The organism is Nocardia sp. N2S4-5, assembly GCF_044628355.1.
Taxonomy (GTDB): Bacteria; Actinomycetota; Actinomycetes; order Mycobacteriales; family Mycobacteriaceae; genus Nocardia; species Nocardia wallacei_B.
This window is the reverse complement of record NZ_JBIUPM010000001.1, coordinates 1420708-1442240: the sequence shown is the minus strand read 5'-3', so window position 1 is coordinate 1442240 and position 21533 is coordinate 1420708. Positions and strand designations below refer to the sequence as shown.

Genomic DNA, 21533 nt, shown 5'->3' with positions numbered 1-21533 from the left:
TTCCGGCAAACGGCCGGAGGACCCGGACGATCGAAACGATGGAGGTTCGGTGACAGGTCGGGTGCACGGCGCGGACTATTGGTCGGTACCGATCCAGCGGCGCGAGGATCTCGCCGAGCGCCCCCGGCACACGGCCCCCGCCTACACTCCCGGCTGGCTGTTACTGGACCTCCCCACCGCGCTGCTGGTCGCCGTCTTCGTCGGCACCGGCTGGCTCGGCTACGCCCAGGCGGGCCCCGCCGAGGCGGACGGACCGACCCCGACCATGGTGATCCCCGCCGAGTCGACTCGCCCGCCCACCCCCTGACCGCACGGAATCTCGACGGCCGAACGCTGCTGCGGCCCAAGGCTGTTGCCTCCCGCGCCGACGCACGGCCCGTTCGTCTGGGTACTGCCACATCTAGGACAGCTCTCGTCCTGGTTGTGCGGCAGGATGCACCGTATGACCGATACTCCCGCGCGTTTGCTCCGGCTGCTGTCGCTGTTGCAGACCCCGCGCGACTGGCCCGGTAGTGAACTGGCCGAGCGGCTTCGGGTGACCGACCGCACGGTGCGCCGCGATATCGAGCGGTTGCGGGAGCTGGGGTATCCGATCGAGGCGACGCTGGGCGCGGCGGGGGGCTACCGGTTGGTGGCGGGTGCGGCGATGCCGCCGCTGCTGCTCGACGACGAGGAGGCCGTGGCGGTCGCGGTCGGGCTGCGCGCGGCGGCGGGTCAGGCGGTGGCCGGTATCGAGGAGGCGTCGGTGCGGGCGCTGGCGAAGCTGGAGCAGGTGCTACCCGCGCGCCTGCGCCGCCGGGTCCGCGTGGTGAGCACCGCGACCGCGGCCGCCGCCGGCGACGGTCCGAACGCCGATCCCGAGGTGCTCAGCGCGCTCGCCGCCGCCGTGACGAACAAGGAACGGGTCCGTTTCACCTACCGCGACGGCGCCGGGACCGAGAGTCGCCGCCACGGCGAGCCCGCGGGCCTGGCGGTGCGGGGCAGGCGCTGGTACGCGGTGATCTACGACCTCGACCGCGACGACTGGCGCAGCTTCCGCGTGGACCGCGTCGAACACGTGCAGCCGACCGGCGCCCGCCGCACCTCCCGAACCCTGCCCGCCGCCGACGCCGCGGCCTACGTGGCAGGTGACCGAACCGACTGGGGCACACCGCGTTACCACGTGGACATCACGATTCACGCTCCGGCACACCAGATCACGGGCCGCCTCGGCGAGACGACAGACACCCTCGAACCGACCGGGGAGCACACCTGCCGCCTGCGTACCGACCGCGACGACGACCCCCGGTGGCTCGCCACCCGATTACTCACCCTGGGAACCGATTTCGACATCCGCGAATCCCCCGAACTGGAACGGGAACTGCGCGCCCTGCGAACCCTCATCGGCCGCGCCCTCCGCCCGGCCTGACCGTGGAACGTCGTCACCCGCGCTCCAGGATCGTGGTCACCAGCATCGTGTGGTCTTCCATGCGCCGGGTCACCGACCACCCCAGCGCGGCGAAGGCGTCCTCGTACTCCTGTCGCGTCCACAGCCGCACGCCCGTAATCGCGTGGTAGATCTCGTAGGTCGGGGAGAACCAGGGCTGTTGCGTCCAGTGCGGCGCCTCCAGCAGGTATCCGTCGCCGATCACCAGTCGGCGCACATTGGGGAACCAGTCCATCCAGCCGCGCAGCACCGCGGCGATCCCGGCGCCGTCGCTGGCGAGCTGATGCAGCAGGAAGAACGACATGGCGGTGGTGACCGACTTCCGGTCGACGGCGTCGAGCCAGGCGGGCGGCCGCGATCCGGGCTGCACCGAACCGGCCAGCAGCGTGACCCGGTCGGCGATCCCCAGTTCGGTGAGTTCCGCACGCGCCGAGGCGATCACACCGGCCTCGATGTCGACGCCGAGGAACCGTTCCCGCGGCGCCAGGCCCGCGAGCGCCTTGACCCGGCCCGCGTCGGCGCACCCGAGGTCGACGGTGCAGCCCGGTCGGTCGGCGTCGAGGGATCGGCCGATGGTTTCGAAGATCTCCGGCCGCCGGCGGCCGATGTCGGAACAGCCGCGAGCCACCTCACCGGGGGCGGTGGCCGCGGGAATGTGGCCGCGGTGCGGGCTGCCCGACAGCTGCCGGAAGGTGGGCTCCCAGCCCCGCACGGCGACCCGGACGAAGCCGCGGTTCTTGCCGACGTCGTGGCCGGTGTGGGTGAGCTGGTAGCGGCGCCCGCGCCGGTGCAGGAAGCCGGCGCGGATCAGCCCGTCGGCGACGGTCTGCTGGATTCCGGTGGCGGGCACGATGGTCTCGCCGGCGAGAAGTGTTGTCCACCAGCCCCAGTCGTCGGCGGCGACGATGAGCTGTCCGGCGGTCTGGCCCTCGATGACATCGCGGATGGTGAAGTCACCGACGGCGGAGTGCGGGGCTACGAGCGGTGTCACTGCGGTCATGATCGATCTTCCTGGTGCGTGGCGACGGCGATCGCCTGGATTTCGATGAGCAGCCCGTCGATGGGCAGGGTGGTGACGAGGGTGGTCCGCGCCGGTGCGGCCGTGGCGAAATACTCGGAGAAGGCGGTGTTCCACGCCGGGAACCACCGCCGATCGGACAGGTAGCAGTCGATCCGCAGCACCTGCTCGCGGGTGCTGCCCGCGGCTGCCAGTGCGGTGTCGAGCTGCCGGAACACCTCGGCGGCCTGGTCGTCGAACGAGGTCGCCGAGACGGTCATGGTGGCGGGATCGACGGCCGCCAGGCCGGAGCTGAACATCAGCCCGGAACCGTTGCGCACCAAGGGAAACGGGGCGGTCCCCGGCCGTGCGCCCGGTGCCGTGCTCACAGCTCGGCCCGCACGATCCGGTGCCGGTCGATGTCGGCGAGGGTCCGGGCGCCCGCCAGGATCATCAGCGTGCGCAGCTCCTCGGTGAGCAGCTCCAGCACCCGGCCCACGCCGGGCGCACCGGCCGCGGCCAGCCCGTAGATCGCCGAGCGGCCGATCACGACCGCGTCGGCGCCCAGCGCCAGGGCGAGGAAGATATCGCTCCCGGTACGGACTCCGCTGTCGAAGAGGATGGGCAGCGCCGGGCCGACCGCCGCGCGCACGCCCGGCAGCATGGTGAGGCTCGCGGGGGCCGGATCGACCTGGCGCCCACCGTGATTGGATACCACGACGGCCGCGGCTCCGAGCGCGGCGGCGCGTTCGGCGGCGTCGGGGGTCAGCACGCCCTTCGCGATCCACGGCAGCCCGAAACCGGCCGCCGCGTCGGCGAGCTGATCCCAGTTCCACACGGTGCCGCCGTGCCGGAGCAGCTGCCCGAACACCTCGGCGACGCCCGGTGCGCCGTTCTCGCCGGTGAGATTGCCCGCGAAATACCGCAGTTCGGGGTCGAAACGGTTGCCCATGTTGCGAGTCCGGAAGCCGCCGACCGGACAGTCGACGGTGACGCACAGCGCCTCGAACCCGGCGCGCCGCACCCGCTCGGCCACCGCCTCGGCATGCGCGAAGGGGTGCAGTTGCGCGATGCGGGCCGCGGTGGGGCCCGCATCGCGCACCTGCTCGTAGGAGAAACTGCCGGCCTCCGGCACGATCGACAGCGCTCCGTGCTGTTGGGCGGCCCGGGCGACCGCCAGATGTCCGTCGGGGTGAAACAGGGCGTCGCCGCCGAACGGCGCGGTGAGGATGGGCGTCGCCAGCGGCAGGCCGAGCAGGTCGGTGCGCGTCGAAGGAGCGCCGACGCCGCTCATCGGCCGCGGCAGAATCCGCCAGCGGTCGAACGCCTCTCGATTGGCGCGCAGCGTGATCTCCCGGCCCGCGCCGCCCTCCACGAAGTCCCACACGTCGGCGGGCAGGGCCGCCCCGGCGGCGCGGTGGATCTCCTCGTGGGTGCCGAAATCGACCCGGGTGGGGTAGAAGCTGTCCAGTCGAGTGGTCATGCGGTGCCTCCGGTGACGGCGATGTCGCGGCCGGCGACCGAATGGCGGCGACCGTAGGTGAGGTAGAGCGTGGCGCCGGCCGCGGACCAGATCAGGAAGCGCAGCCAGGTCAGCGCCTGGAAGGTGGTCGCGAGCCAGACACAGCCCGCGATGGCGGCGATCGGGACCAGCGGCATGAGCGGCACTCGGAACGGCCGCGGGCGGCCCGGGTCGGTGCGGCGCAGCAGCATGACCCCGAGCGCCACGATGACGAACGCGAACAGCGCGCCGATGTTCACCAGCTCGGCCACGGTGTCGATCGGCAACAGGCCCGCCACCACCGCGACCACCGCTCCGAGCGCCAGGCTCAGCCGCACGGGCACGTGCCGGATACCGGTGTGGCACAGCGCCTTCGGCATCAGGCCGTCCCGGCTCATCGCGAACACCAGCCGGGTCTGGCCGTAGAACAGCATGAGCAGGCCCTTGGTGAGCGCGACCACCGAGGCCACGAGAATGACCTTGCCGATCCAGCCCGCGCCGATCGCGGCCAGCGCAGTCGCCACCGGCGCGGCGTTGTTCAGCGTGGAATACGGTGCGACGCCGGTCAATACGGCACTGACCGCCACGTAGAGCACCGTCGCCACCACGACCGACCCGATGATTCCCCACGGCAGATCACGGCGCGGATCGCGAGTTTCCTCCGCGGACGTCGCGACGATATCGAAACCGAGATAGGCGAAGAATGCCAGCGCCGCACCGGCGGCGACGCCATGGACGCCGAACGGTGTGAATGGCGTCCAATTCCCGGCGTCGAGATGGGGTGCGCCCACCGCGACGACGAGGATCAGCACGCCGATCGTGACCACCACGAGAGTTTTGACGACTGCGGCGGCTACCTTTACCTCGAATACCAGCACCGCGACCAGTGCCGCGACGACGAGTACGGCGGGCAGATCGATGATTCCGCCGCTACCCGGTCCGGCCGTGATCGCGTCCGGCAGCGTCACGCCGAACAGCGAATCCATTGTCGCGGTGAATAATCCGGACCAGCCGATTGCCACGGCCGCGGCGGCGACGGCGTATTCCAGGAGTAGATTCCAGCCCACGAGGAATGCGGGCACCTCACCCATGGTGGCGTAGGTGTAGGTATAGGCGCTGCCGGAAGCCGGTGTCATGGCGGCCAATTCGCTGTAGCACAGCGCCACCAGCACGCAGATCGCTCCTGCCAGCACGAACGACAGCATGATCGCGGGACCGGCCTTGGTCGCGGCCGCGACGCCGGTGGTGACGAAGATACCGGCGCCGACGATGGCGCCCACGCCCATCGCGATCAGATCGACGCGCCCGAGACTGCGGACCAGAGTGCCGTCTGCGGCCGCCGGAGTATCGGCACTGCGCAGGCGGAATACGGCGGTCCGGCGCAGCGCGGAAACGGCGTGAGGTGGTGCTGCCATGATGGGAATCCATTCGCTGGGAATGTATTTCGAGTCGTGCACATCAAGTGAAGCAACCGGATTTTGTGTCCGGGTGAACTCGTGTAACGGGTTAGTTTCAAGCTATCGGATGAATTGCCTTGTGGGGCTGGGTATTACGCGCATGTCTGGGCGGCGCGGGAGTTGCCCAGCGCCTCTTCTCGCTATATGCGTTTCCGCCGCCGGAATGACGGGGTAGATGAATTCGGTTGTCAGTCGGTGGATATCGTCGAAAGGTTGTCGAATGGCCGTCGCCGAACGCGGTATTACGTCGAATACCTAAGCGATCGAGGACGTTTCGCGGGGAAACGGGGAGTCCGCGGCCCGCGCCGTTGCGCGCCGGCGGACGAGCGCGGTGGCAGCGGCGATCGCGACCAGCACGACCACCGCGGCCACCACGGCATCCCGCATCCCTCCGGCCGTCGCGATGCCGCCGAAGCCGACCGTCGCCACCGCGGCACACAGATAGGCGACCGTCGCGTACCGGGTCGCGGCCCGCGCGTGACCGTCGGGCGGCGTTGCGGCACTGACGATCCGGAGCCCGCTGCGATAGGCGATGCCTTGACCGAACCCGGCCACGATCCCGCCGCACAGCAGCAGGGCGAGATTCGGCACCCACGACACGACGGCGGCGATCGCGACACCGGCGATGATGATCACCTGCGCACCGACCGGCTCGGCGGGCAGCGCGCCCGGAGCCAGCACGCGCTGCGCGATCCAGGCACTGATCAGATACACCGTCACCGGCAACGCGAGCAGCGCCAGATCGGACGTGCCGAGCAACTCGGCGCCGTAGCTGGGCAGCAGCGCGACCACGAGCCCGGCCGACACCCACGCCGCAATGCCGCTGAGGTAACCGGCGAGAGGCGACTCCACACCGCCGACCGGGGCGGCGGCACCGGCGGCGACCGCGCGCACCGGCAGGTCGCGATCGGCGAGCACGGCTACCGCGACCAACGTAAGGAGGACCGCGTGCAGCAGGTATACCGTCACGCCGGGCGCCGGAAGATACTGTGCCACAGACGCGGCGGCGATCGTGCCGAGCGCCGACCCGAACACTGTCGCGCTCGCCATGGCGGTGCGGCCCCCTTCGCCGCGCCGCTCCAGGATCAGTCCCGCCAGGGAGCCGGTGATCAGCCCGACCGACAGGCCCGCGCCGATCCGCGCCAGGCACGCGGGCCATGCCGAATGTGCCACGGCCATCGCGAGATCCGCGGCGATGCCGCAGGCCGTGCCCGCGCCGATCCGCCACCACCAGCCCGCGCGGCCCGGCGGCGTCCCGAGCATCGACAGCGTCGGCGTCAACGCGAACAGGTACGCCGCGAAGATCACGGTGATGAGCAGTGGCGCCAGCGCCCAGGCGTGCCGGTAGTACGGCATCATCCCGGTCGCCAGGTTGGGTTGCGCCATGATCAGCACGAACAGCGCACCCGGAGCCACAGACCGCATCACACCCCCTAGTTGAGGAGATCTTCTCGTTTGAAGAATAGACAATTGAGAAGAAGTTCTCTACTCGAACCGAGTTGCCCTGTTCCACGGCGATTTTCGGCCCCTCGGGCCCCGGGCGGCGACGGTCTGTGCAGGATGGTGAGGTGCCCGTGAACACTCGCAGCGACGCCCAGCGCAGCCGGCTGCTGCTCATCGACGCGGTCCGCAGCCTGCTGCAGTCCGGCCGGGTCGGCTTCTCGATGCCCGAACTGGCCGCGGCGGCCGGCGTCGGGGTGGCGACCGCGTATCGGCACTTTCCGACGCCGCAGGACGCCATGCAGGCGTTTCATCGGCGGGCCATCGAACAGCTCATCGCGGCGCTCGACGCGGTCGATCCCGGCCTGGAGCCGGTGCAGCGGTTCCATCGCTGCTGCCAGACCTGGGTGGAGCAGGCCATGCAGTGGGGCCCGGCGGTGCGTTATGTGCGCAGCAGCAAGGGTTTCGTCGAACGACTCGCCGACGGCGACGAATCCATCACCGCCCTGCACGACCACCTCACGGGCGTGCTGGACGCGCTGGCGCGCGCGGGCCAGACCACCGAGTACGACCTCACCTACGCGGTCCTGCTGTGGATCACCATCTTCGACGAGCGCGTCGTCTACGACCTCACCGAACACCGGCGCTGGTCCCCGGCCGAGGTGACCGACCACCTCACCCGCGCGGTGGCGGGAGCGCTGGGCATCGCGGTGTGAGCGCGGTCAGGAACTCGGCGCCAGCGCCTCGTCGAAGGTGATGCCGCCCTCGACGGTGTGCGGGGTGCGGCGGCGGTTCGGCGAGCCCAGGGCCGCGGTGAGATCGGAGCCGTCGTGTTCGGCCAGCAGGTCCTTCGAGTCCCACACCAGCAGCGTCGCGCTGACGGTGTTCTCGGCCGCCGAATGCGCCAGGTCGTAGTGCGCGCAGGCGGGTACGTGGTCGTAGGTGATCCACAGGTCGTAGCCCGTCATGAACAGATCGAGGTCGAAATCGACCGACAGGCCCAGCAATTCGCTGCGGCCGTTGTCGTCGACACCGGCGAACGCCTCGTCCAGCGCCAGCAGGCGCGGGGCCTGCGGGTCGGCGGAATCCAGCATGACGTGTGCCGCGGCGAACAGGGGAAGGTGCAGCGACACCGACTGCTCGCCACCCGACAGGGCGCTGTGCCGGGCCACCGTGAGCCGGTCCTCGGTCCCGTCGGCGGTGATCAGCGTGAACGAGAACACCCGCCAGGTGCGGTAATCCAGTGTGGTGGCGAGGATTTCGGGATACGAGCGCTCCGGGTGCGCGGCGCGGGCGGCGCGGATCTCGGCGGCGAAATGCGCGCGGATCGTCGCCAGATCCTCGGGGGCGAGGTCGGAGGCGTCGCGGTCGAGCAGTTTGCATACCGCGCGGGCGGATTCGGACAGGTTGTCGGCGAGCACCCAGTGCACGCCGATGGTGTTGCCCGACGACATCCGGCGCTGCTTCATCTCGGTACCCATCCGGGTGATGAGATCGCGTGCGTCGCTGGTGCGTTCGTGGATCTGCTGGGCCAGGCCGGTCAGCAGGGCGTCCTCCAGGATGCGGCGCTCGGCGTCGGTCAGCAGTAGTTCCTGATCCGACCGCGCGCGGGCGATGCGATCGGCGAAGTCGGCGAGCGCGGCGGCGCCCTGATCGTCGTGCACCTGGACCACGGTGAGGCCGTCGGCGGCGTCCCATTGCAGCCGGTAGTCCTGGCGGGCGGCGGCCAGCGCGGCGTCGAATTCCTGGAGGGCGGCGGTGACCGCGCTGCGCGTCGACTTGCGGGCCGCCTCGCCCGCGCGCACCGCGGCGGTGGCGGCGGAGAGGTTCTCGAACAGCTCGTGCACCTCGTCGGGTAGCACCCGCGGTTCCTGGCCCCCGGGACCGGTCGTCTCGATGCGGTACAGCAGCTGCTCCGGGGTGGACCAGGCCGCGTCACTGCTGGGCCAGCGGCTGTTCTCGGGCGCCCCGAGCAGGCTCAGCAGGTCCGGACGGGCGTACGGCGCAAGCTGTTTCACGTCGGCGAGCAGCTCGGTGAGGGCAGTGCCGAGCGCATCGTGGGCCGCCCGGTAGGCGCCCTCGGCGGTGCCCACGCCCTCGATCGCGTCGGCGGCGGCCTTGCGCGCCGCCTTCTGCTCCGCGCGCGCGGCATCGATGCGTTCGCGGGCCTGCTCGAGTTCGCGGTCGATGTCCGCGGCGCCGGCGCCCAGCGCCTCGCGCAGCGTTTCGAGCTTCCGCAGCTGTTCCTCGTAGCCGGTGCGGGCGGCCTCGGCCTCCTCGGCGAATGCCTCGGCCAGGTCGCGTGATTCGGCGAGGCGGTCGTCGGCCTCGCGGGCGCGTTCGTGCTCGCGCTGATGGTCGCCACGCAGCCGCAGCAGGGCGGTGCCGGTGTTCTCGAAGTGCCGGATCGCGGCGGCGAGGGCGTCGAGTTCGGCCGGGTCGCGCGGCGTTCGATGGGTGGCGGCGACCGAACGCGCCTTCTTGTCCGCGGCGCCGAACTCCGCCACCGCCTGATCGAGATCGCGTTCGGCCTGCGCCGCGGTCTCCGAGCGGGAGCGCAGCATGCCCGCGGCCTCGGAGACCGCCCGCAGCGCCGTGGTGACGCCGTGCGTGCGGGGAAGGGCCTTGGCGGCGGCGGAGATTCGCGCGAGTTCCGCGGTGGCGGCATCCTCCTCGGCGCGGGCTGCGGCCTCGGCCTGCTCGGCGGCCTCGGCCGCGGCGGTGAGTTCGGCCAGCCGCAGTGCGCGCCGCCGGGCGCGGGCGGTGGCGCCGATGAATTCGGCGTGCGCCTTGGTGTGGCGACCCACCTGCACGCCTTGGCGGAACCGGCCGTCGGCCCCGATCGCCGTTCGCGTGGCCGGGTCGGACGCGGTGTCGCCGAACGCGATCGAGGCCAGCACGTCCGCGACGATCTGACGAGGCACGGCGAGGCCGGAATCCTCTTCTACCGCAAGCACATCCGCGAGGGTGCGACCCTCGGGGCGGGCCTGCGGGGGCAGCGGCACCAGGAACTGATCCGATTCGTGCGGCGGCAGTTCGGCCTCGGCGCTCACCCAGCCGTCCAGCAGGTTCGCGCCCTGCAGCGCGGCCTCGACAGCGGCGGCCTGCTCGGGACCGACCTCGTCGGCGAAGCGCACCAGGCGCCACAGCGGTGCGCCCGCGCGGCCGTCACGGGTATCGGTGCGCGCGGCGAAAAGCGGTGGGGCATCGTCTTGTTCGGCCGCTACCTGCTGGTGTTCGGCGCGCAGCGCGGCCGCGCGCTCGGCCGCCTGCGCGGCGGCGGCACGCGCCTGCTGACGGCGGCCACGGACCTCTTCGGTCAGCGGTTCGGTGCGTTCGGCCAGCACCTCGGGGAGAGTCGTCGCGGCGTCGGATCCGGCCTCGGCCAGGGCGGCGTCCAGCGCCTCGAACAGGCCGGACCGGACGGGTGTCAGCACCTCGCGGTGTTCCTCCCACCATTCCCGCAGCGCGGCGGCGGTATTCGAGCGGGCCAGGGTCACCGCCGCCTCCGCCTCGGCCAGGGCGGCGGCGGCCGCGTCGCGCTGCTCCCCGGCGCGCTGCGCGGCGCGCTCGGTGCGGGCCCGGTCGGCGGCGGCCGTGTCGACCAGCGTGAGGGCCTGCCGGACGGTGCGCACGTCGGCGTCGCGCTCCTCGGCGTGGCTGCGCACGGTGGTGGTGAGCTGTTCGGCGCGGGCCTGTTCCGGCAGTGCGGCCCAGGAGATTCCGGCCTCCTCGGCGGCGGCGCGCAACTCGTCCTCGCCGCGCGACAGGGCCGCCGCGGCGGATTCGACGGCGGCCCGGCCGCGTTCGGCCTCTGCGGCGCGCTGGTCGACGGCCTGCTGGGCCTTGGTGGCCTTGTCGCGGTGCACGGCGGCGGAGGTCTCCAGGCGGCGCACGGCGTCGGCCAGGTCGTCGAGCTGTTGTTTGCCCTCGTAGGCGCTGGAACGCTGTAAGGTCTCGCGGTCGGCGAGAGCCTGCTCGTAGGCGCGGTCGGCCTCCTCGGCGCGGGTCTCGGCGGCGGCGCGCTCGGTCTCGCGGCGTTCGCGCAGCGCGGTGGCGGCGAACAGGGCGGTGCTGGTGTGGGTGACCGTCTCCAGCCGCCCGCGCACCTGCTCGACATCCGACTTCGCCTGTACGCCCAGGTATTTGCGGTAGACGTCGACGAACGTGCGGGTCGCCGTGTCGGCCTGGACGAGGCCCTCCAGCGTCCGGCCGACCTCCTCCATATCGCTGAACGAGCGGGCCGCGTCGAGGATGAGCTGATCGTCGAGCGGGCGCAGGCCGTCGGTGAGGGCCTGCGACAGCCCGCGCGGATCGAGATTCTTGGCCAGCTGCGGGCGGCGCAGCGTGAGGATCAAATTGATCAACTGGTCGTACCGCTGCAGCCCGAGGCCGAACATGCGGGCGTCGATGGCCGCGCGATAGTCGACCGGCCGGTCTGTGATGGCGTCGGTGCCGATCTGCTCGGCGAGCTGCTTGCGGGTCAGCGGCCGGTCGTCGGGGCCGATGAGCGAGAAGTCCACGCCCACTCGGCCGTCGGCGACGAAGTACCAGCGGGTGACCTTGTCCGAGGAGCGGGTGGCGCGCATGCCGATGCCGACGGTGACGACCTCCGGGTCGGTCCATTGCCCGCGCGCGAACTCCATCCACACATACGAGTACGCCGATTCCTGCTTGCGGTACAGCAGGTTCGACTTCATCGTCCGCTCCTCACCGGCGAACGGGTTGAGCCGGCGGGGCTCGATCCGCCCGTCGAATACGAAGGGGAACAGCACCTCCAGGGCCTTGGTCTTGCCGGACCCGTTCGGCCCGCGCAGCACCAGCCGCCCGTCGGCGAAGCAGAACTCCTGGTCGCGGTAGTCCCACAGATTGACGATTCCCGCCCGGGTGGGAACGAACCGCACGCCACCATGAATGGACTCCATCAGCTACGCCGTCCCTTCCCTCGTTCGGTACTCGCCCGTGTCGTGCTCATGGGTGCCCGTCCGGTGCGGCGGCCGCGGCCGGTTCCGGCTGCGCGTGCGCGCCGAGTTTCCGTGCCGAGGCGAACAATTCGGATTCCGCGCGGGTGCGCACGGTGACGACGGCGCCGCGGTATCGCGCCAGCGCGGGCAGGACGAGCAGCCCTTCGTCGAGGACCTCGACCAGATGCAAGCGCTCCAGCAGGGCGACCACCTCCCGCGTGAGCCCGGGCGGGTCGGCCTGCCACTGGGCGGCGAAGGTGGAGCCGTAGCGCTCGGTGAGGGCCTGCACGGTCTCGCGCACCCACGCGAGGCCGACGACCGGATGCTCGGGAATCTCGGTCTCCTCGGCGGCCCGGTCCGAATCCGCCTCGGCGGCATCGGGTTCGGGCTCGACGACCAGCGGCGTGAACACGGTCGACGCCGGAATGGCGGCGTCGAGCTGAGTGGCCGGCGCGGTGCCGGGCGGCGGCAGCGGACGGCGGGGCACCGGATTGTCGATGTCCAGCACCAGATCCGCGATCTCGCCGATCAGCAGCAGCGCCACCTGGGCCAGCGTGCCGGTGCCGGGAAAACGGACATCGGAGAAACGGCCCGAAACGTCGATCAGCGCCACACCCTCGGCCCGGCGCTCGGCCCGCAGGCCGGTCAGCAACTCGACCTCGGTCACCAGTTTCTCCGTACCGAGCAGCGTGCGCTCGTCGTCGGGCAACCTCTCGGCATACACCACCGGCAGCTCCACCAAGGCGCGGCGCACCCGGCGCGCGGCGGCGGCCCGGGCCTGCGGCGCGGGACCGCCCGGGGCGGTGTCGGATTCGTCGGCGAGCAGGCCGCGCACGCTGTGCAGGTGCTGTAATACTCGCGGGGGCCGGAAGATCGCGAACACCACCGAGCGGTCGATGTCGTAGAGCGCCTCGCCCGCCTCGGGATCGGCGGCCCAGCCGCTCGCGTCGCCGTCGGCCAATGTCAGCGCGCCGCGCGCGGCCAGCCAGGCGATGGCGTCGACGAACGCGTCCCGGTCGGCGGCGCGGTCGGTGGTCAGCTCCAGGCCCTCGACCCTGGTGGCGTAGGACGCGACCTGATCCGCCAGCTCCGAGAGCGTGATCTGATCGCCCGCGCGGCCGAGCGCGGCCAGCGCCAAGGCGAGATAGGCGTAGCGGCGCCGATCGAAGACCCGCTCGGCCGGGGTGCGCGCGGGGCGCCCGGCATCGAGGCGGTCGTGCACCGGGAACAGCCGCGCGGTGGTCTCGGTGACCTCCAGCCGATATCCGAACAGCTCGGCCAGGTCCTCGCGCAGCTCGGTGGCCCAGCGCCGGATCAGCGGTAGCGCAATCCGATCGGGGAAGCCGCGGGTGACCAGATGGTTGGCCAGGATCACCCGGGCGGCGCGCTGATAGCTGTCCAGGGCGAGCGGATCGATGGTGCGCGCGTGCATCACGCCCGCCCGGATCCGCTACGGGCGCGGGTGTTCTCGCGCACTTCGAGGCGGCGGTTGTTCAGGTGCAGCAGGCCGCGGGCGGTGCGCACCACGGTGGATCCGGCGTGTTCGCGGACCGTCAGCGTCACCCCGCTGTCGGACCCGGTGGTGCCGCTGACCCGGCCGCTGACCGGCACCCACGCCGTGGACGCCGCGTCCAGCAGCCGCAGCAGCACCTCGGTCTCGCGCTCGTCGAGCCGCCGCTCGTGCACATCGGCGGAGGCCAGGGAGCGGGCGGCGGCGGCGCGGGCCTGCTGCGCGTCGAGCTGTTCCTGGCGCAGGCGGCGGACACCGGCGTCGTTGCGCTGGATGCGGGACGGAGCGCCGGGGGAGGGCGGCCGACCGGTCTCGGCGAGGGTACGGGCGATCTCCAAAGGCGGTGCGTCCCACCAGGATCGGTTGGGCGGGATGATGTCGGCGTCGGGATGTTCCATGGCCAGGTGGCGTGGGCGGCCGAGCCCGAACACGGCGTCGAACAGCGCGTGCGCGCTCTCCGCGGTGGGCGCGGCGGTGAACCAGCCCGCCAGGTGACGCAGCGCCGACTCCCGGCTCACCCCGCCCTTGCGGGTCTCGGTGACCCGCCGCAACAGCGACAGCACCGCGGCGATCGCGCTCATCGTGGCCTCGCGCAACCGCTCCGCCTCGGTGCCCGGCGCGCCGTCGCCGGCGGCGGCCTCCGCGGCCGTGGCGACGAACCAGCCCCGCAGGCCCTGCCATCGGGCCCGCCAATCCGCCTCGCGCTCGGGCACACTCAGCAGCACCCGCTCGTCGCAGGCGCCGGCCCGGGCGATCAGCTCCTCGACGCCGGAGTCCTCCACCTCGGCGATGGCCGCGGCCAGCCGCGGGGCGAAGCGCGCGAGATCCATACTGAACTCGCGCATGTGGGCCAGCAGCGCATCCTTGTGCGCGAGAAACGATTCCGGGGTGGCCTCGGTGGTGCGGACGAGATCGCCGAGCGTCAGATAGAAGTGCGCGGCGCGGTCGGCCAGCTCCGACAGCGCGGTGTCGAGTCGTTTCAGGATGCGGTACACCCGTTCGGCGTCGCCGGTGCGGTTGGCGCGGGCCAGCGCCTCGAGATCGGCCAGCAACTCCGGCAGCACCAGGCGCGACAGCGAGGCCTCGTCCAGCCGCGCCCCCAGCACCTCCGCGACCGCGCGATACGCCTGATACCCGGAGCGGGAGAACTGATAGACGAAGTGCCGGTTGCGATATTCGGCGAGGGTGGCCGCGCGGCTGCCGTCGTAGCTGCGCTCCAGCACGCCCCACTGGTGCAGTTGCTCGAGCAGCGGGCCCACCTCGGTGGCGGTGAGCCGCGGTGCTTCCGGGAACCGGGTCAGCGTCTCGGCGACGTCGCTGGCGTGCAGCAGTACCACGTACGCGGCGCGGGCGTGGTCGAAAGCGCGCAGCACCCACAGGTATTCGCCGCGCTTCTCGGCGGTGGCGAAGGAGAACAGCCGCAGCCGGTCGCCGAGGACGGACCCGTCGAGCGGGACGGGCTCGGTCGAGCCGTCGAGCCCGAGCGGCGCGAACAGGACGCGGCCCCGTTCCAGGGCGGCGCCGTCGAACAGGGGAGCGGGCTCGGGCGCGGTCTTCGGGGCAGCCGCCGGAGAGCCCTCGGACGCGGCGGTGGCGTCGGGCAGCAATCCTTCAGCGGACTCGGTCACCGGGATGAGAGTAGTACCGGCCACCGACACCGCGCCGCCGTCCCCGGCCTCGGCGCGCCGCCGCCGGCCGACACGCCGCGCTCAGCTCGCCAGCGAACGCAATTGGTCCAGGTACATGTGGGTGCGCGGATCACCGGGATACCGTTCGATCATCTCCCGCGCCGCCTCCCCGGCGATCCACAGCAGCGACGGCAGCGACCGGCGCTTCCCGGTGAATGCCCGCATGCCCGCGTCCACGGCCAGCTCCAGATCCCGGTCGCGCACGGCCACCACGGCGAGGGTCAGATGTGCCTCCGAAACCCGCATCGGCCTGCGCGGGGCGCCGTCCGGACCGGTCGAACTCCGGATGACCTGCTGCGCATAGGCTTCCGCGAGCCGATCGTCTCCGGCGACCCGCGAGCAATCCATGGCATAGAAGTCGAACTTCTGCGGATCGACGACGAAATGGTTGTCCAGATCGGCGGGATGGTCGAGTTGCTCCAAGATCGCTCGGCCCTGTTTGAGGCTGGCATCCATCTGTGCGCGATCACCGAGCCGGGCATACGCTTTGGCTTGCTGCGCGGCGAGCTGCACACCGACACCGAGGTGCTGAGAGGTAGCCAGTGCGGCGTCGGCGGCCTCGATCGCGCCGCGGTAATTGCCCTGGGTCAGCGCGAACCACGCCGCCATTTCGGCTCCCCACCCGATGATTTCGGCGTTCTCGGCCTCCTGTCCCAGCGACAGCGCGGCCCGCCGGGTGGCCTCCGCGGCGGTCCGCCGGCCCAGGTCGTAGTCCGCGCAACCGACCAGCAGCGCCACCCAGCCCGCGAGCACCAGCACCTCGCGGTGCTGCGCCAGCGTCAGCCGGCCGTCCAGCAACGAGGTGATGCGGCGCAGCCACGCGGTGCCCTCGGCGTGCAGTTCGTGCGGGTCGGTACAGGGATATTCGCTGCACAGCCGCTCGGCGGTGATGCGGATGGCATCCAAAGTGGCAGAAGAGACATCGGACATGCGCAGCCGGCCGATGAACTCCAGCGTGTCCATCCCCGTCGAGGACAGCAGCTCGTCGTCGCGGTTGGGCCGGGCCTTGGGGAAGAAGGCCGCGGTCACCGTGTCGAAGGCCGCGGCGATGATCGGCGCGTAGAAATCGTCGGGCCGCGATTCGCCCGATTCCCAACGGCGCCAGTTGCGCAGCAACGTACTGTCGGTCGGCAGATTGTGAGACGACTTGGCGCGCATGGCGCGTACGGCTTCGGCCTGTGACCACCCCCTGGCGTCGCGTTCGGAACGCATCCTGACAGCCCAGACGGGTCGATCGTCACCAACGGCCACGTATGTAGTATCCCACCAGTTAACGCGAGATGGCCCGGATAGGGCATACAGATGTCACCGGATTGACATCTGCAATTGCATTTGTACGAGGCGCATGCTCGATGTGGGCGATTTGCCGGCCCGATGCCGTACCGGTCGGTATGGCATCAGCTCTACCGAACAACGCAGTACCGACAAGAGAACAGCGAGTCCCTGTCCACATCCAAACGGAGGTTCGGGTGCAAGCGTTGATCTATGGATACGTGCGTGACGATCTGGCCGACGGCCACAGCGACGAGCTCGAGGACGCGATGTGCGTCCTCGCCGCCAACGAAGGCTTCTGCTTCGCCGCGACGTTCCATGAATCGACCCAGGGTGACGGCGCCGCGTTCGCGGAGCTGACGGCCGAACTCAAGCGTGCCGACGCCCACCACGTGGTGGTGCCGTCACTCGATCACTTTGCCGGCCAGACGATTCCGCGTGAGTTGCTGATCGCGAAGCTGGCCCAGGAGGCGGAGGCGCGGGTGTGGACCATGGAGTGCTGACACCGGCGGCAGTGTCCGCCCCCCGGAGATCGCCGCCGGATTCAGAGGCTGAAACCGCCCGGGCCGCGCCGCCGCAGATACTTCTCGAACTCCGCGGCGATGGCGTCGCCGTCGATCTTGGCCATCGCCTCGTTGAGATCGATGGCGGCGTCGCCGCGTTCCTCCAGCGATCGGACGTACTCGGTGACCTCTTCGTCGCCGGCGGTCATCTCGTCGACGGCGGCCTCCCAGTCCTCGGCCTGCGCGGGTAACTCGCCGAGCGGGACCTCGATGTCGAGGACATCCTCCACGCGACGGAGCAGAGCGATGGTGGCCTTGGGGTTCGGCGGCTGGGAGACGTAGTGGGGCACCGCGGCCCAGAACGAGACGGCCGGGACGCCCGCGCGCACACAGGCATCCTGCAGTACGCCGGTAATTCCGGTCGGGCCCTCGTAGCGGGTCTGCTCGAGGTTGAACCGCTCGGCCGCCTCCTTGCTGTAGGCGGTGCCGGTGACGGGCACGGGCCGGGTGTGCGGGGTGTCGGCGAGCAGCGCGCCGAGAATGACGACGGTCGAGACCTTCAGTTGCTCGGTCAGCTCCAGGATGTCGTGGCAGAAGCTGCGCCAGCGCATGTTGGGCTCGATGCCGTGCAGCAGCACGATGTCGCGGCTGCTCCCGGGCGGCGAGCACACCGACAGCGTGGTCGAGGGCCACTGGATCTCGCGCGTGACACCGTCGACCTGCCGGACGGTCGGCCGGTTCACCTGGTAGTCGTAGTAGTCCTCGGAGTCGAGTTCGGCCAGTGGTTCGGCGTCCCAGATCAGTTCCAGATGTTCCACGGCGCCGCTGGCGGCATCGGCCGCGTCGTTCCAGCCCTCGAAGGCGGCCACGAGCACCGGATCACGCAGCGTCGGCAGTTCCGGATCGGATGATGCACTGGGGTTCACCCGGTCAGCCTACGGCGTGAGCCCCTCACCCTTCACGGCATACAAGCCAATACGCGCGTGTCTGTGTTTGATGGCGCCGCCTTCGGCGTCGCGGGTTCGCGGCCCCTGAGGCTCGATTCTTCCCTCCTCCACTCCTCCGCTTCGCTCCCCCGCTCCGTCAGTCCAGAATCGAGCCGGGCCGCGAACGGGGGAGATGCCGAAGGTGGCGCAAAGATCACTGTCGGGGGGTCCCACTACCCTGGAGTACATGTCTTTGTCCTCACGCGCCGAGTTCGATACTACTTTGCTCGACACGCTGACCCGGCGTGTCGTGGTCGGCGACGGTGCGATGGGCACCATGTTGCAGGCTGCGGACCTGTCTCTGGACGACTTCCGGGGGCTGGAGGGCTGTAACGAGATCCTCAACGACACCCGTCCCGACGTGCTGCGCGAGATCCACCGCGCGTACTTCGAGGCGGGGGCGGACGCGGTGGAGACGAACACGTTCGGCTGCAATCTGCCGAACCTGGCCGACTACGACATCGCCGACCGCATCCGGGATCTGTCCGAGCGCGGCACCAGGCTGGCCCGCGAGGTCGCCGACGAGATGGGACCCGCGGCGGACGGCACCGCCCGGTTCGTGCTGGGTTCGATGGGTCCGGGCACCAAGCTGCCCACGCTGGGGCACGCGCCGTTCGCGGCGCTGCGCGACGCCTACACCGAGGCCGCGCTCGGCATGCTCGACGGCGGCGCCGACGCCGTGCTGATCGAGACCTGCCAGGACCTGTTGCAGGTCAAGGCGGCGGTGACGGGCAGCCGGCGGGCGATGGAGCGGGCCGGGCGCCGCATCCCGATCATCACGCACGTCACCGTCGAGACCACCGGCACGATGCTGGTCGGCAGCGAGATCGGGGCCGCGCTGACGGCGATCGAGCCGCTGGGCGTGGACATGATCGGTCTCAATTGCGCCACCGGCCCGGCCGAGATGAGCGAACATCTGCGTCACCTGTCCAAGCACGCGCGGGTGCCGGTGTCGGTGATGCCGAACGCCGGGCTGCCCGTGCTGGGTGCGCACGGCGCCGAATATCCGCTCACCCCTGAGGAATTGGCGGCGGCGCTGCACGGCTTCGTCACCGAGTTCGGGCTGGCGCTGGTGGGCGGCTGCTGTGGCACCACCCCCGAGCACATCCGGCAGGTGGCCGAGGCGGTGGCGCAGGTGTCGCCCGCGCCGCGCGAGCCGCGGCACGAGCCGAGCGTGTCGTCGATGTACACCGCGGTGCCGTTCGAGCAGGACGCCTCGATCCTGATGATCGGCGAGCGCACGAATGCCAACGGCTCCAAGGCGTTCCGCGATGCCATGCTGGCGGGCGACTGGCAGAAGTGCCTGGACATCGCCAAGGACCAGACCCGCGACGGCGCGCACATGCTGGACCTGTGCGTGGACTACGTGGGCCGCGACGGCGCCGCCGACATGTCGGAGCTGGCCAGCCGGCTGGCGACGGCCTCGACGCTGCCGATCATGCTGGACTCGACCGAAACACCCGTGCTGCGCGCGGGTTTGGAGCATCTGGGCGGCCGCTGCGCGGTCAACTCGGTGAACTACGAGGACGGCGCCGGCCCGGATTCGCGCTTCCAGCAGACGATGCGGCTGGTAGCCGAGCACGGCGCGGCCGTGGTCGCGCTGACCATCGACGAGGAGGGCCAGGCCCGCACGGCCGCGAAGAAGGTCGAGATCGCCGAGCGGCTGATCGCCGACATCACCGGCAACTGGGGCCTGGACGAGGGCGACATCATCATCGACACGCTCACCTTCACCCTGGGCACGGGTCAGGAGGAGTCGCGCCGCGACGGTATCGAAACCATCGAGGGCATCCGGGAATTGAAGCGCCGCCACCCGGATGTGCAGACCACCCTGGGCCTGTCGAATATCTCGTTCGGCCTGAACCCCGCCGCGCGGCAGGTGCTGAACTCGGTGTTCATGCACGAATGTGTGCAGGCCGGGCTGGATTCGGCGATCGTGCACGCATCGAAGATCCTGCCCATCGCGCGCATTCCCGAGGAGCAGCGCGAAACGGCGCTCGACCTGGTGTACGACCGCCGCAGCGAGGGCTATGACCCGCTGCAGAAGCTGATGGCGCTGTTCGAGGGCGTGTCGACGGCCTCGTCGAAGGCGTCGCGGGCCGAGGAGCTGGCGGCGCTGCCGCTGTTCGAGCGGTTGGAGCGGCGCATCGTGGACGGCGAGAAGGCCGGCATGGAGGCCGATCTGGACGCGGCGATGGCCGAGGTGCCGCCGCTGAAGATCATCAACGAGACGCTGCTGTCGGGCATGAAGACCGTCGGCGAGCTGTTCGGATCCGGGCAGATGCAGCTGCCGTTCGTGCTGCAGTCCGCCGAGGTGATGAAGGCGGCCGTGGCGTATCTGGAACCGCACATGGAGGCCACCGACGACTCCGGCAAGGGCCGGATCGTGCTGGCCACCGTGAAGGGCGACGTGCACGACATCGGCAAGAACCTGGTCGACATCATCCTGTCCAACAACGGCTACGAGGTGGTGAACCTCGGCATCAAGCAGCCGATCGCGACGATCCTGGACGCCGCGGTCGACAAGAAGGCCGATGTGATCGGCATGTCGGGGCTGCTGGTGAAGTCGACGGTGGTCATGAAGGAGAACCTCGAGGAGATGAACACCCGGGGCATGGCCGACCAGTTCCCCGTTCTCCTCGGCGGCGCCGCGCTGACCAGGTCGTACGTCGAGAACGACCTGACCGACGTGTACGCGGGCGACGTGCACTACGCGCGCGACGCGTTCGAGGGCCTGCGCCTGATGGACGACATCATGACCCGCAAGCGTGGCGGCGCGATCGTGGACGACAGCCCGGCGGCGGTCGCGGAGCGGGAGAAGGCCGCCGAGCGCAAGGCGCGCCACGAGCGCTCGCGGCGGATCGCGGCCGAGCGCCGGGCCAAGGAGACTCCGGTCGAGGTGCCCGAGCGGTCGGACGTGGCGGCCGACCTACCGGTCGCGGTGCCGCCGTTCTGGGGCACGCGCGTGGTGAAAGGCCTTGCGATAGGCGAGTATTCGGGTCTGCTCGACGAGCGTGCCCTGTTCCTGGGGCAGTGGGGCCTGCGCGGGCAGCGCGGCGGCGAAGGGCCCAGCTACGAGGAACTGGTCGAGTCCGACGGGCGTCCCCGGCTGCGGTACTGGCTGGACCGGCTGACCGCGGAGGGCGTGTTGCAGCACGCCGCGGTCGTCTACGGATATTTCCCCGCCGTCTCCGAGGGCGACGACGTGATCGTGCTGGAGGCCCCGGATCCCGCCGCGCCGGAACGCTATCGGTTCACCTTCCCGCGCCAGCAACGCGACCGGTTCCTGTGCATCGCTGATTTCCTCCGCTCCCGGGAACTCGCGGCGCACATGGGACAGGTCGACGTGCTGCCGTTCCAGTTGGTCACCATGGGCCAGCCGATCGCGGATTTCGCCAACGAGCTGTTCGCCCAGGACAATTACCGCGACTATCTCGAGGTGCACGGCATCGGCGTGCAGCTGACCGAGGCGCTGGCCGAGTACTGGCACCGGCGCGTCCGCGAAGAACTTGTGCTGGAAGGGCATTCGGTGTCCGAGGAGGATCCGGCCGATGTGCAGGACTACTTCAAGCTCGGCTATCGCGGCGCCCGGTACTCCTTCGGCTACGGCGCCTGCCCCGACCTGGAGGACCGCGCGAAACTGGTGTCGCTACTGGAGGCCGAGCGCATCGGTGTGACATTGTCGGAGGAGTTGCAGCTGCACCCGGAGCAGTCCACGGATGCGTTCGTCCTGTTGCATCCGGAAGCAAAGTACTTCAACGCGTAGACTTTTCGAGGTTTCCGGGCTTC

General features: G+C 70.6%; 15 protein-coding genes. 5 read left to right on the top strand and 10 right to left on the bottom strand.

Annotated elements, in window-relative coordinates; all coding sequences use genetic code 11:
• The first annotated feature begins 49 nt into the window (after window positions 1–49).
• Together ACFMRZ_RS06430 and ACFMRZ_RS06425 are read left to right on the top strand one after the other, a co-directional pair.
• The gene (locus ACFMRZ_RS06430; RefSeq protein WP_400178303.1) at window positions 50–307 is read left to right on the top strand and encodes a hypothetical protein; all 258 of its coding nucleotides are present in this window, start codon (window positions 50–52) and stop codon (window positions 305–307) included.
• Between the two features lie 135 nt (window positions 308–442).
• Entirely contained in the window at window positions 443–1408 is a 966-nt protein-coding gene (locus ACFMRZ_RS06425; protein WP_400178302.1) for a helix-turn-helix transcriptional regulator, read from the top strand.
• Between the two features lie 13 nt (window positions 1409–1421).
• Here the strand turns inward: ACFMRZ_RS06425 and ACFMRZ_RS06420 are convergent, their stop codons facing one another.
• The 5 genes from ACFMRZ_RS06420 to ACFMRZ_RS06400 form a co-directional block, all read right to left on the bottom strand.
• The gene (locus ACFMRZ_RS06420) at window positions 1422–2426 is read right to left on the bottom strand and encodes a hypothetical protein (protein ID WP_400178301.1); all 1005 of its coding nucleotides are present in this window, start codon (window positions 2424–2426) and stop codon (window positions 1422–1424) included.
• The gene (locus ACFMRZ_RS06415) at window positions 2423–2812 is read right to left on the bottom strand and encodes a RidA family protein (RefSeq protein ID WP_400178300.1); all 390 of its coding nucleotides are present in this window, start codon (window positions 2810–2812) and stop codon (window positions 2423–2425) included. Before ACFMRZ_RS06415 ends, ACFMRZ_RS06420 begins: the two co-directional genes overlap by 4 nt.
• A complete protein-coding gene (locus ACFMRZ_RS06410; RefSeq protein WP_400178299.1) occupies window positions 2809–3906 on the bottom strand; it encodes an alpha-hydroxy acid oxidase in 1098 nt (365 codons plus the stop codon). Before ACFMRZ_RS06410 ends, ACFMRZ_RS06415 begins: the two co-directional genes overlap by 4 nt.
• Window positions 3903–5339, bottom strand: a complete 1437-nt coding sequence (locus ACFMRZ_RS06405; protein ID WP_400178298.1) for an amino acid permease — start codon at window positions 5337–5339, stop codon at window positions 3903–3905. Before ACFMRZ_RS06405 ends, ACFMRZ_RS06410 begins: the two co-directional genes overlap by 4 nt.
• Window positions 5340–5636: 297 nt before the next feature.
• Complete coding sequence (locus ACFMRZ_RS06400; RefSeq protein WP_400178297.1) at window positions 5637–6806, bottom strand: hypothetical protein; 1170 nt, start codon at window positions 6804–6806, stop codon at window positions 5637–5639.
• Between the two features lie 143 nt (window positions 6807–6949).
• Between ACFMRZ_RS06400 and ACFMRZ_RS06395 the strand changes: the two genes are divergently transcribed.
• Window positions 6950–7537: a TetR/AcrR family transcriptional regulator gene (locus ACFMRZ_RS06395; RefSeq protein WP_400178296.1), complete on the top strand. Its 588-nt coding sequence runs from the start codon at window positions 6950–6952 to the stop codon at window positions 7535–7537.
• Window positions 7538–7543: 6 nt separating this feature from the next.
• Here the strand turns inward: ACFMRZ_RS06395 and ACFMRZ_RS06390 are convergent, their stop codons facing one another.
• From ACFMRZ_RS06390 to ACFMRZ_RS06375, 4 genes are all read right to left on the bottom strand, one after another.
• Entirely contained in the window at window positions 7544–11746 is a 4203-nt protein-coding gene (locus ACFMRZ_RS06390; RefSeq protein ID WP_400178295.1) for a TIGR02680 family protein, read from the bottom strand.
• A gap of 46 nt (window positions 11747–11792) precedes the next feature.
• The gene (locus tag ACFMRZ_RS06385) at window positions 11793–13217 is read right to left on the bottom strand and encodes a TIGR02678 family protein (protein ID WP_400182786.1); all 1425 of its coding nucleotides are present in this window, start codon (window positions 13215–13217) and stop codon (window positions 11793–11795) included.
• Window positions 13217–14719: a TIGR02677 family protein gene (locus ACFMRZ_RS06380; protein ID WP_280362559.1), complete on the bottom strand. Its 1503-nt coding sequence runs from the start codon at window positions 14717–14719 to the stop codon at window positions 13217–13219. Before ACFMRZ_RS06380 ends, ACFMRZ_RS06385 begins: the two co-directional genes overlap by 1 nt.
• Before the next feature lie 285 nt (window positions 14720–15004).
• A complete protein-coding gene (locus tag ACFMRZ_RS06375; protein WP_280271600.1) occupies window positions 15005–16195 on the bottom strand; it encodes an XRE family transcriptional regulator in 1191 nt (396 codons plus the stop codon).
• Between the two features lie 281 nt (window positions 16196–16476).
• Between ACFMRZ_RS06375 and ACFMRZ_RS06370 the strand changes: the two genes are divergently transcribed.
• On the top strand, window positions 16477–16758 hold the full coding sequence (locus tag ACFMRZ_RS06370) for a hypothetical protein (RefSeq protein ID WP_280271601.1): 282 nt from the start codon (window positions 16477–16479) through the stop codon (window positions 16756–16758).
• 41 nt (window positions 16759–16799) lie between these two features.
• On the opposite strand, the gene ACFMRZ_RS06365 is transcribed toward ACFMRZ_RS06370, so the two are convergent.
• Entirely contained in the window at window positions 16800–17684 is an 885-nt protein-coding gene (locus tag ACFMRZ_RS06365) for a PAC2 family protein (protein ID WP_280271602.1), read from the bottom strand.
• A 247-nt stretch (window positions 17685–17931) separates the two neighbouring features.
• On the opposite strand from ACFMRZ_RS06365, the gene metH reads away from it, so the two are divergent.
• Window positions 17932–21510 carry a methionine synthase gene (metH, locus tag ACFMRZ_RS06360; RefSeq protein ID WP_400178294.1) on the top strand — a complete coding sequence of 1193 codons (3579 nt, stop codon included), beginning with the start codon at window positions 17932–17934 and terminating at the stop codon, window positions 21508–21510.
• Window positions 21511–21533 lie beyond the last annotated feature (23 nt).

Excerpts from the sequence above, each read along its gene's own strand:
- metH (WP_400178294.1), top strand. The coding sequence starts at position 17,932 with ATGTCTTTGTCCTCACGCGCCGAGTTCGATACTACTTTGCTCGACACG.
- ACFMRZ_RS06390 (WP_400178295.1), bottom strand. The coding sequence starts at position 11,746 with ATGGAGTCCATTCATGGTGGCGTGCGGTTCGTTCCCACCCGGGCGGGA.
- ACFMRZ_RS06385 (WP_400182786.1), bottom strand. The coding sequence starts at position 13,217 with ATGCACGCGCGCACCATCGATCCGCTCGCCCTGGACAGCTATCAGCGC.
- ACFMRZ_RS06400 (WP_400178297.1), bottom strand. The coding sequence starts at position 6,806 with ATGCGGTCTGTGGCTCCGGGTGCGCTGTTCGTGCTGATCATGGCGCAA.
- ACFMRZ_RS06425 (WP_400178302.1), top strand. The coding sequence starts at position 443 with ATGACCGATACTCCCGCGCGTTTGCTCCGGCTGCTGTCGCTGTTGCAG.
- ACFMRZ_RS06375 (WP_280271600.1), bottom strand. The coding sequence starts at position 16,195 with ATGCGTTCCGAACGCGACGCCAGGGGGTGGTCACAGGCCGAAGCCGTA.
- ACFMRZ_RS06420 (WP_400178301.1), bottom strand. The coding sequence starts at position 2,426 with ATGACCGCAGTGACACCGCTCGTAGCCCCGCACTCCGCCGTCGGTGAC.
- ACFMRZ_RS06410 (WP_400178299.1), bottom strand. The coding sequence starts at position 3,906 with ATGACCACTCGACTGGACAGCTTCTACCCCACCCGGGTCGATTTCGGC.
- ACFMRZ_RS06405 (WP_400178298.1), bottom strand. The coding sequence starts at position 5,339 with ATGGCAGCACCACCTCACGCCGTTTCCGCGCTGCGCCGGACCGCCGTA.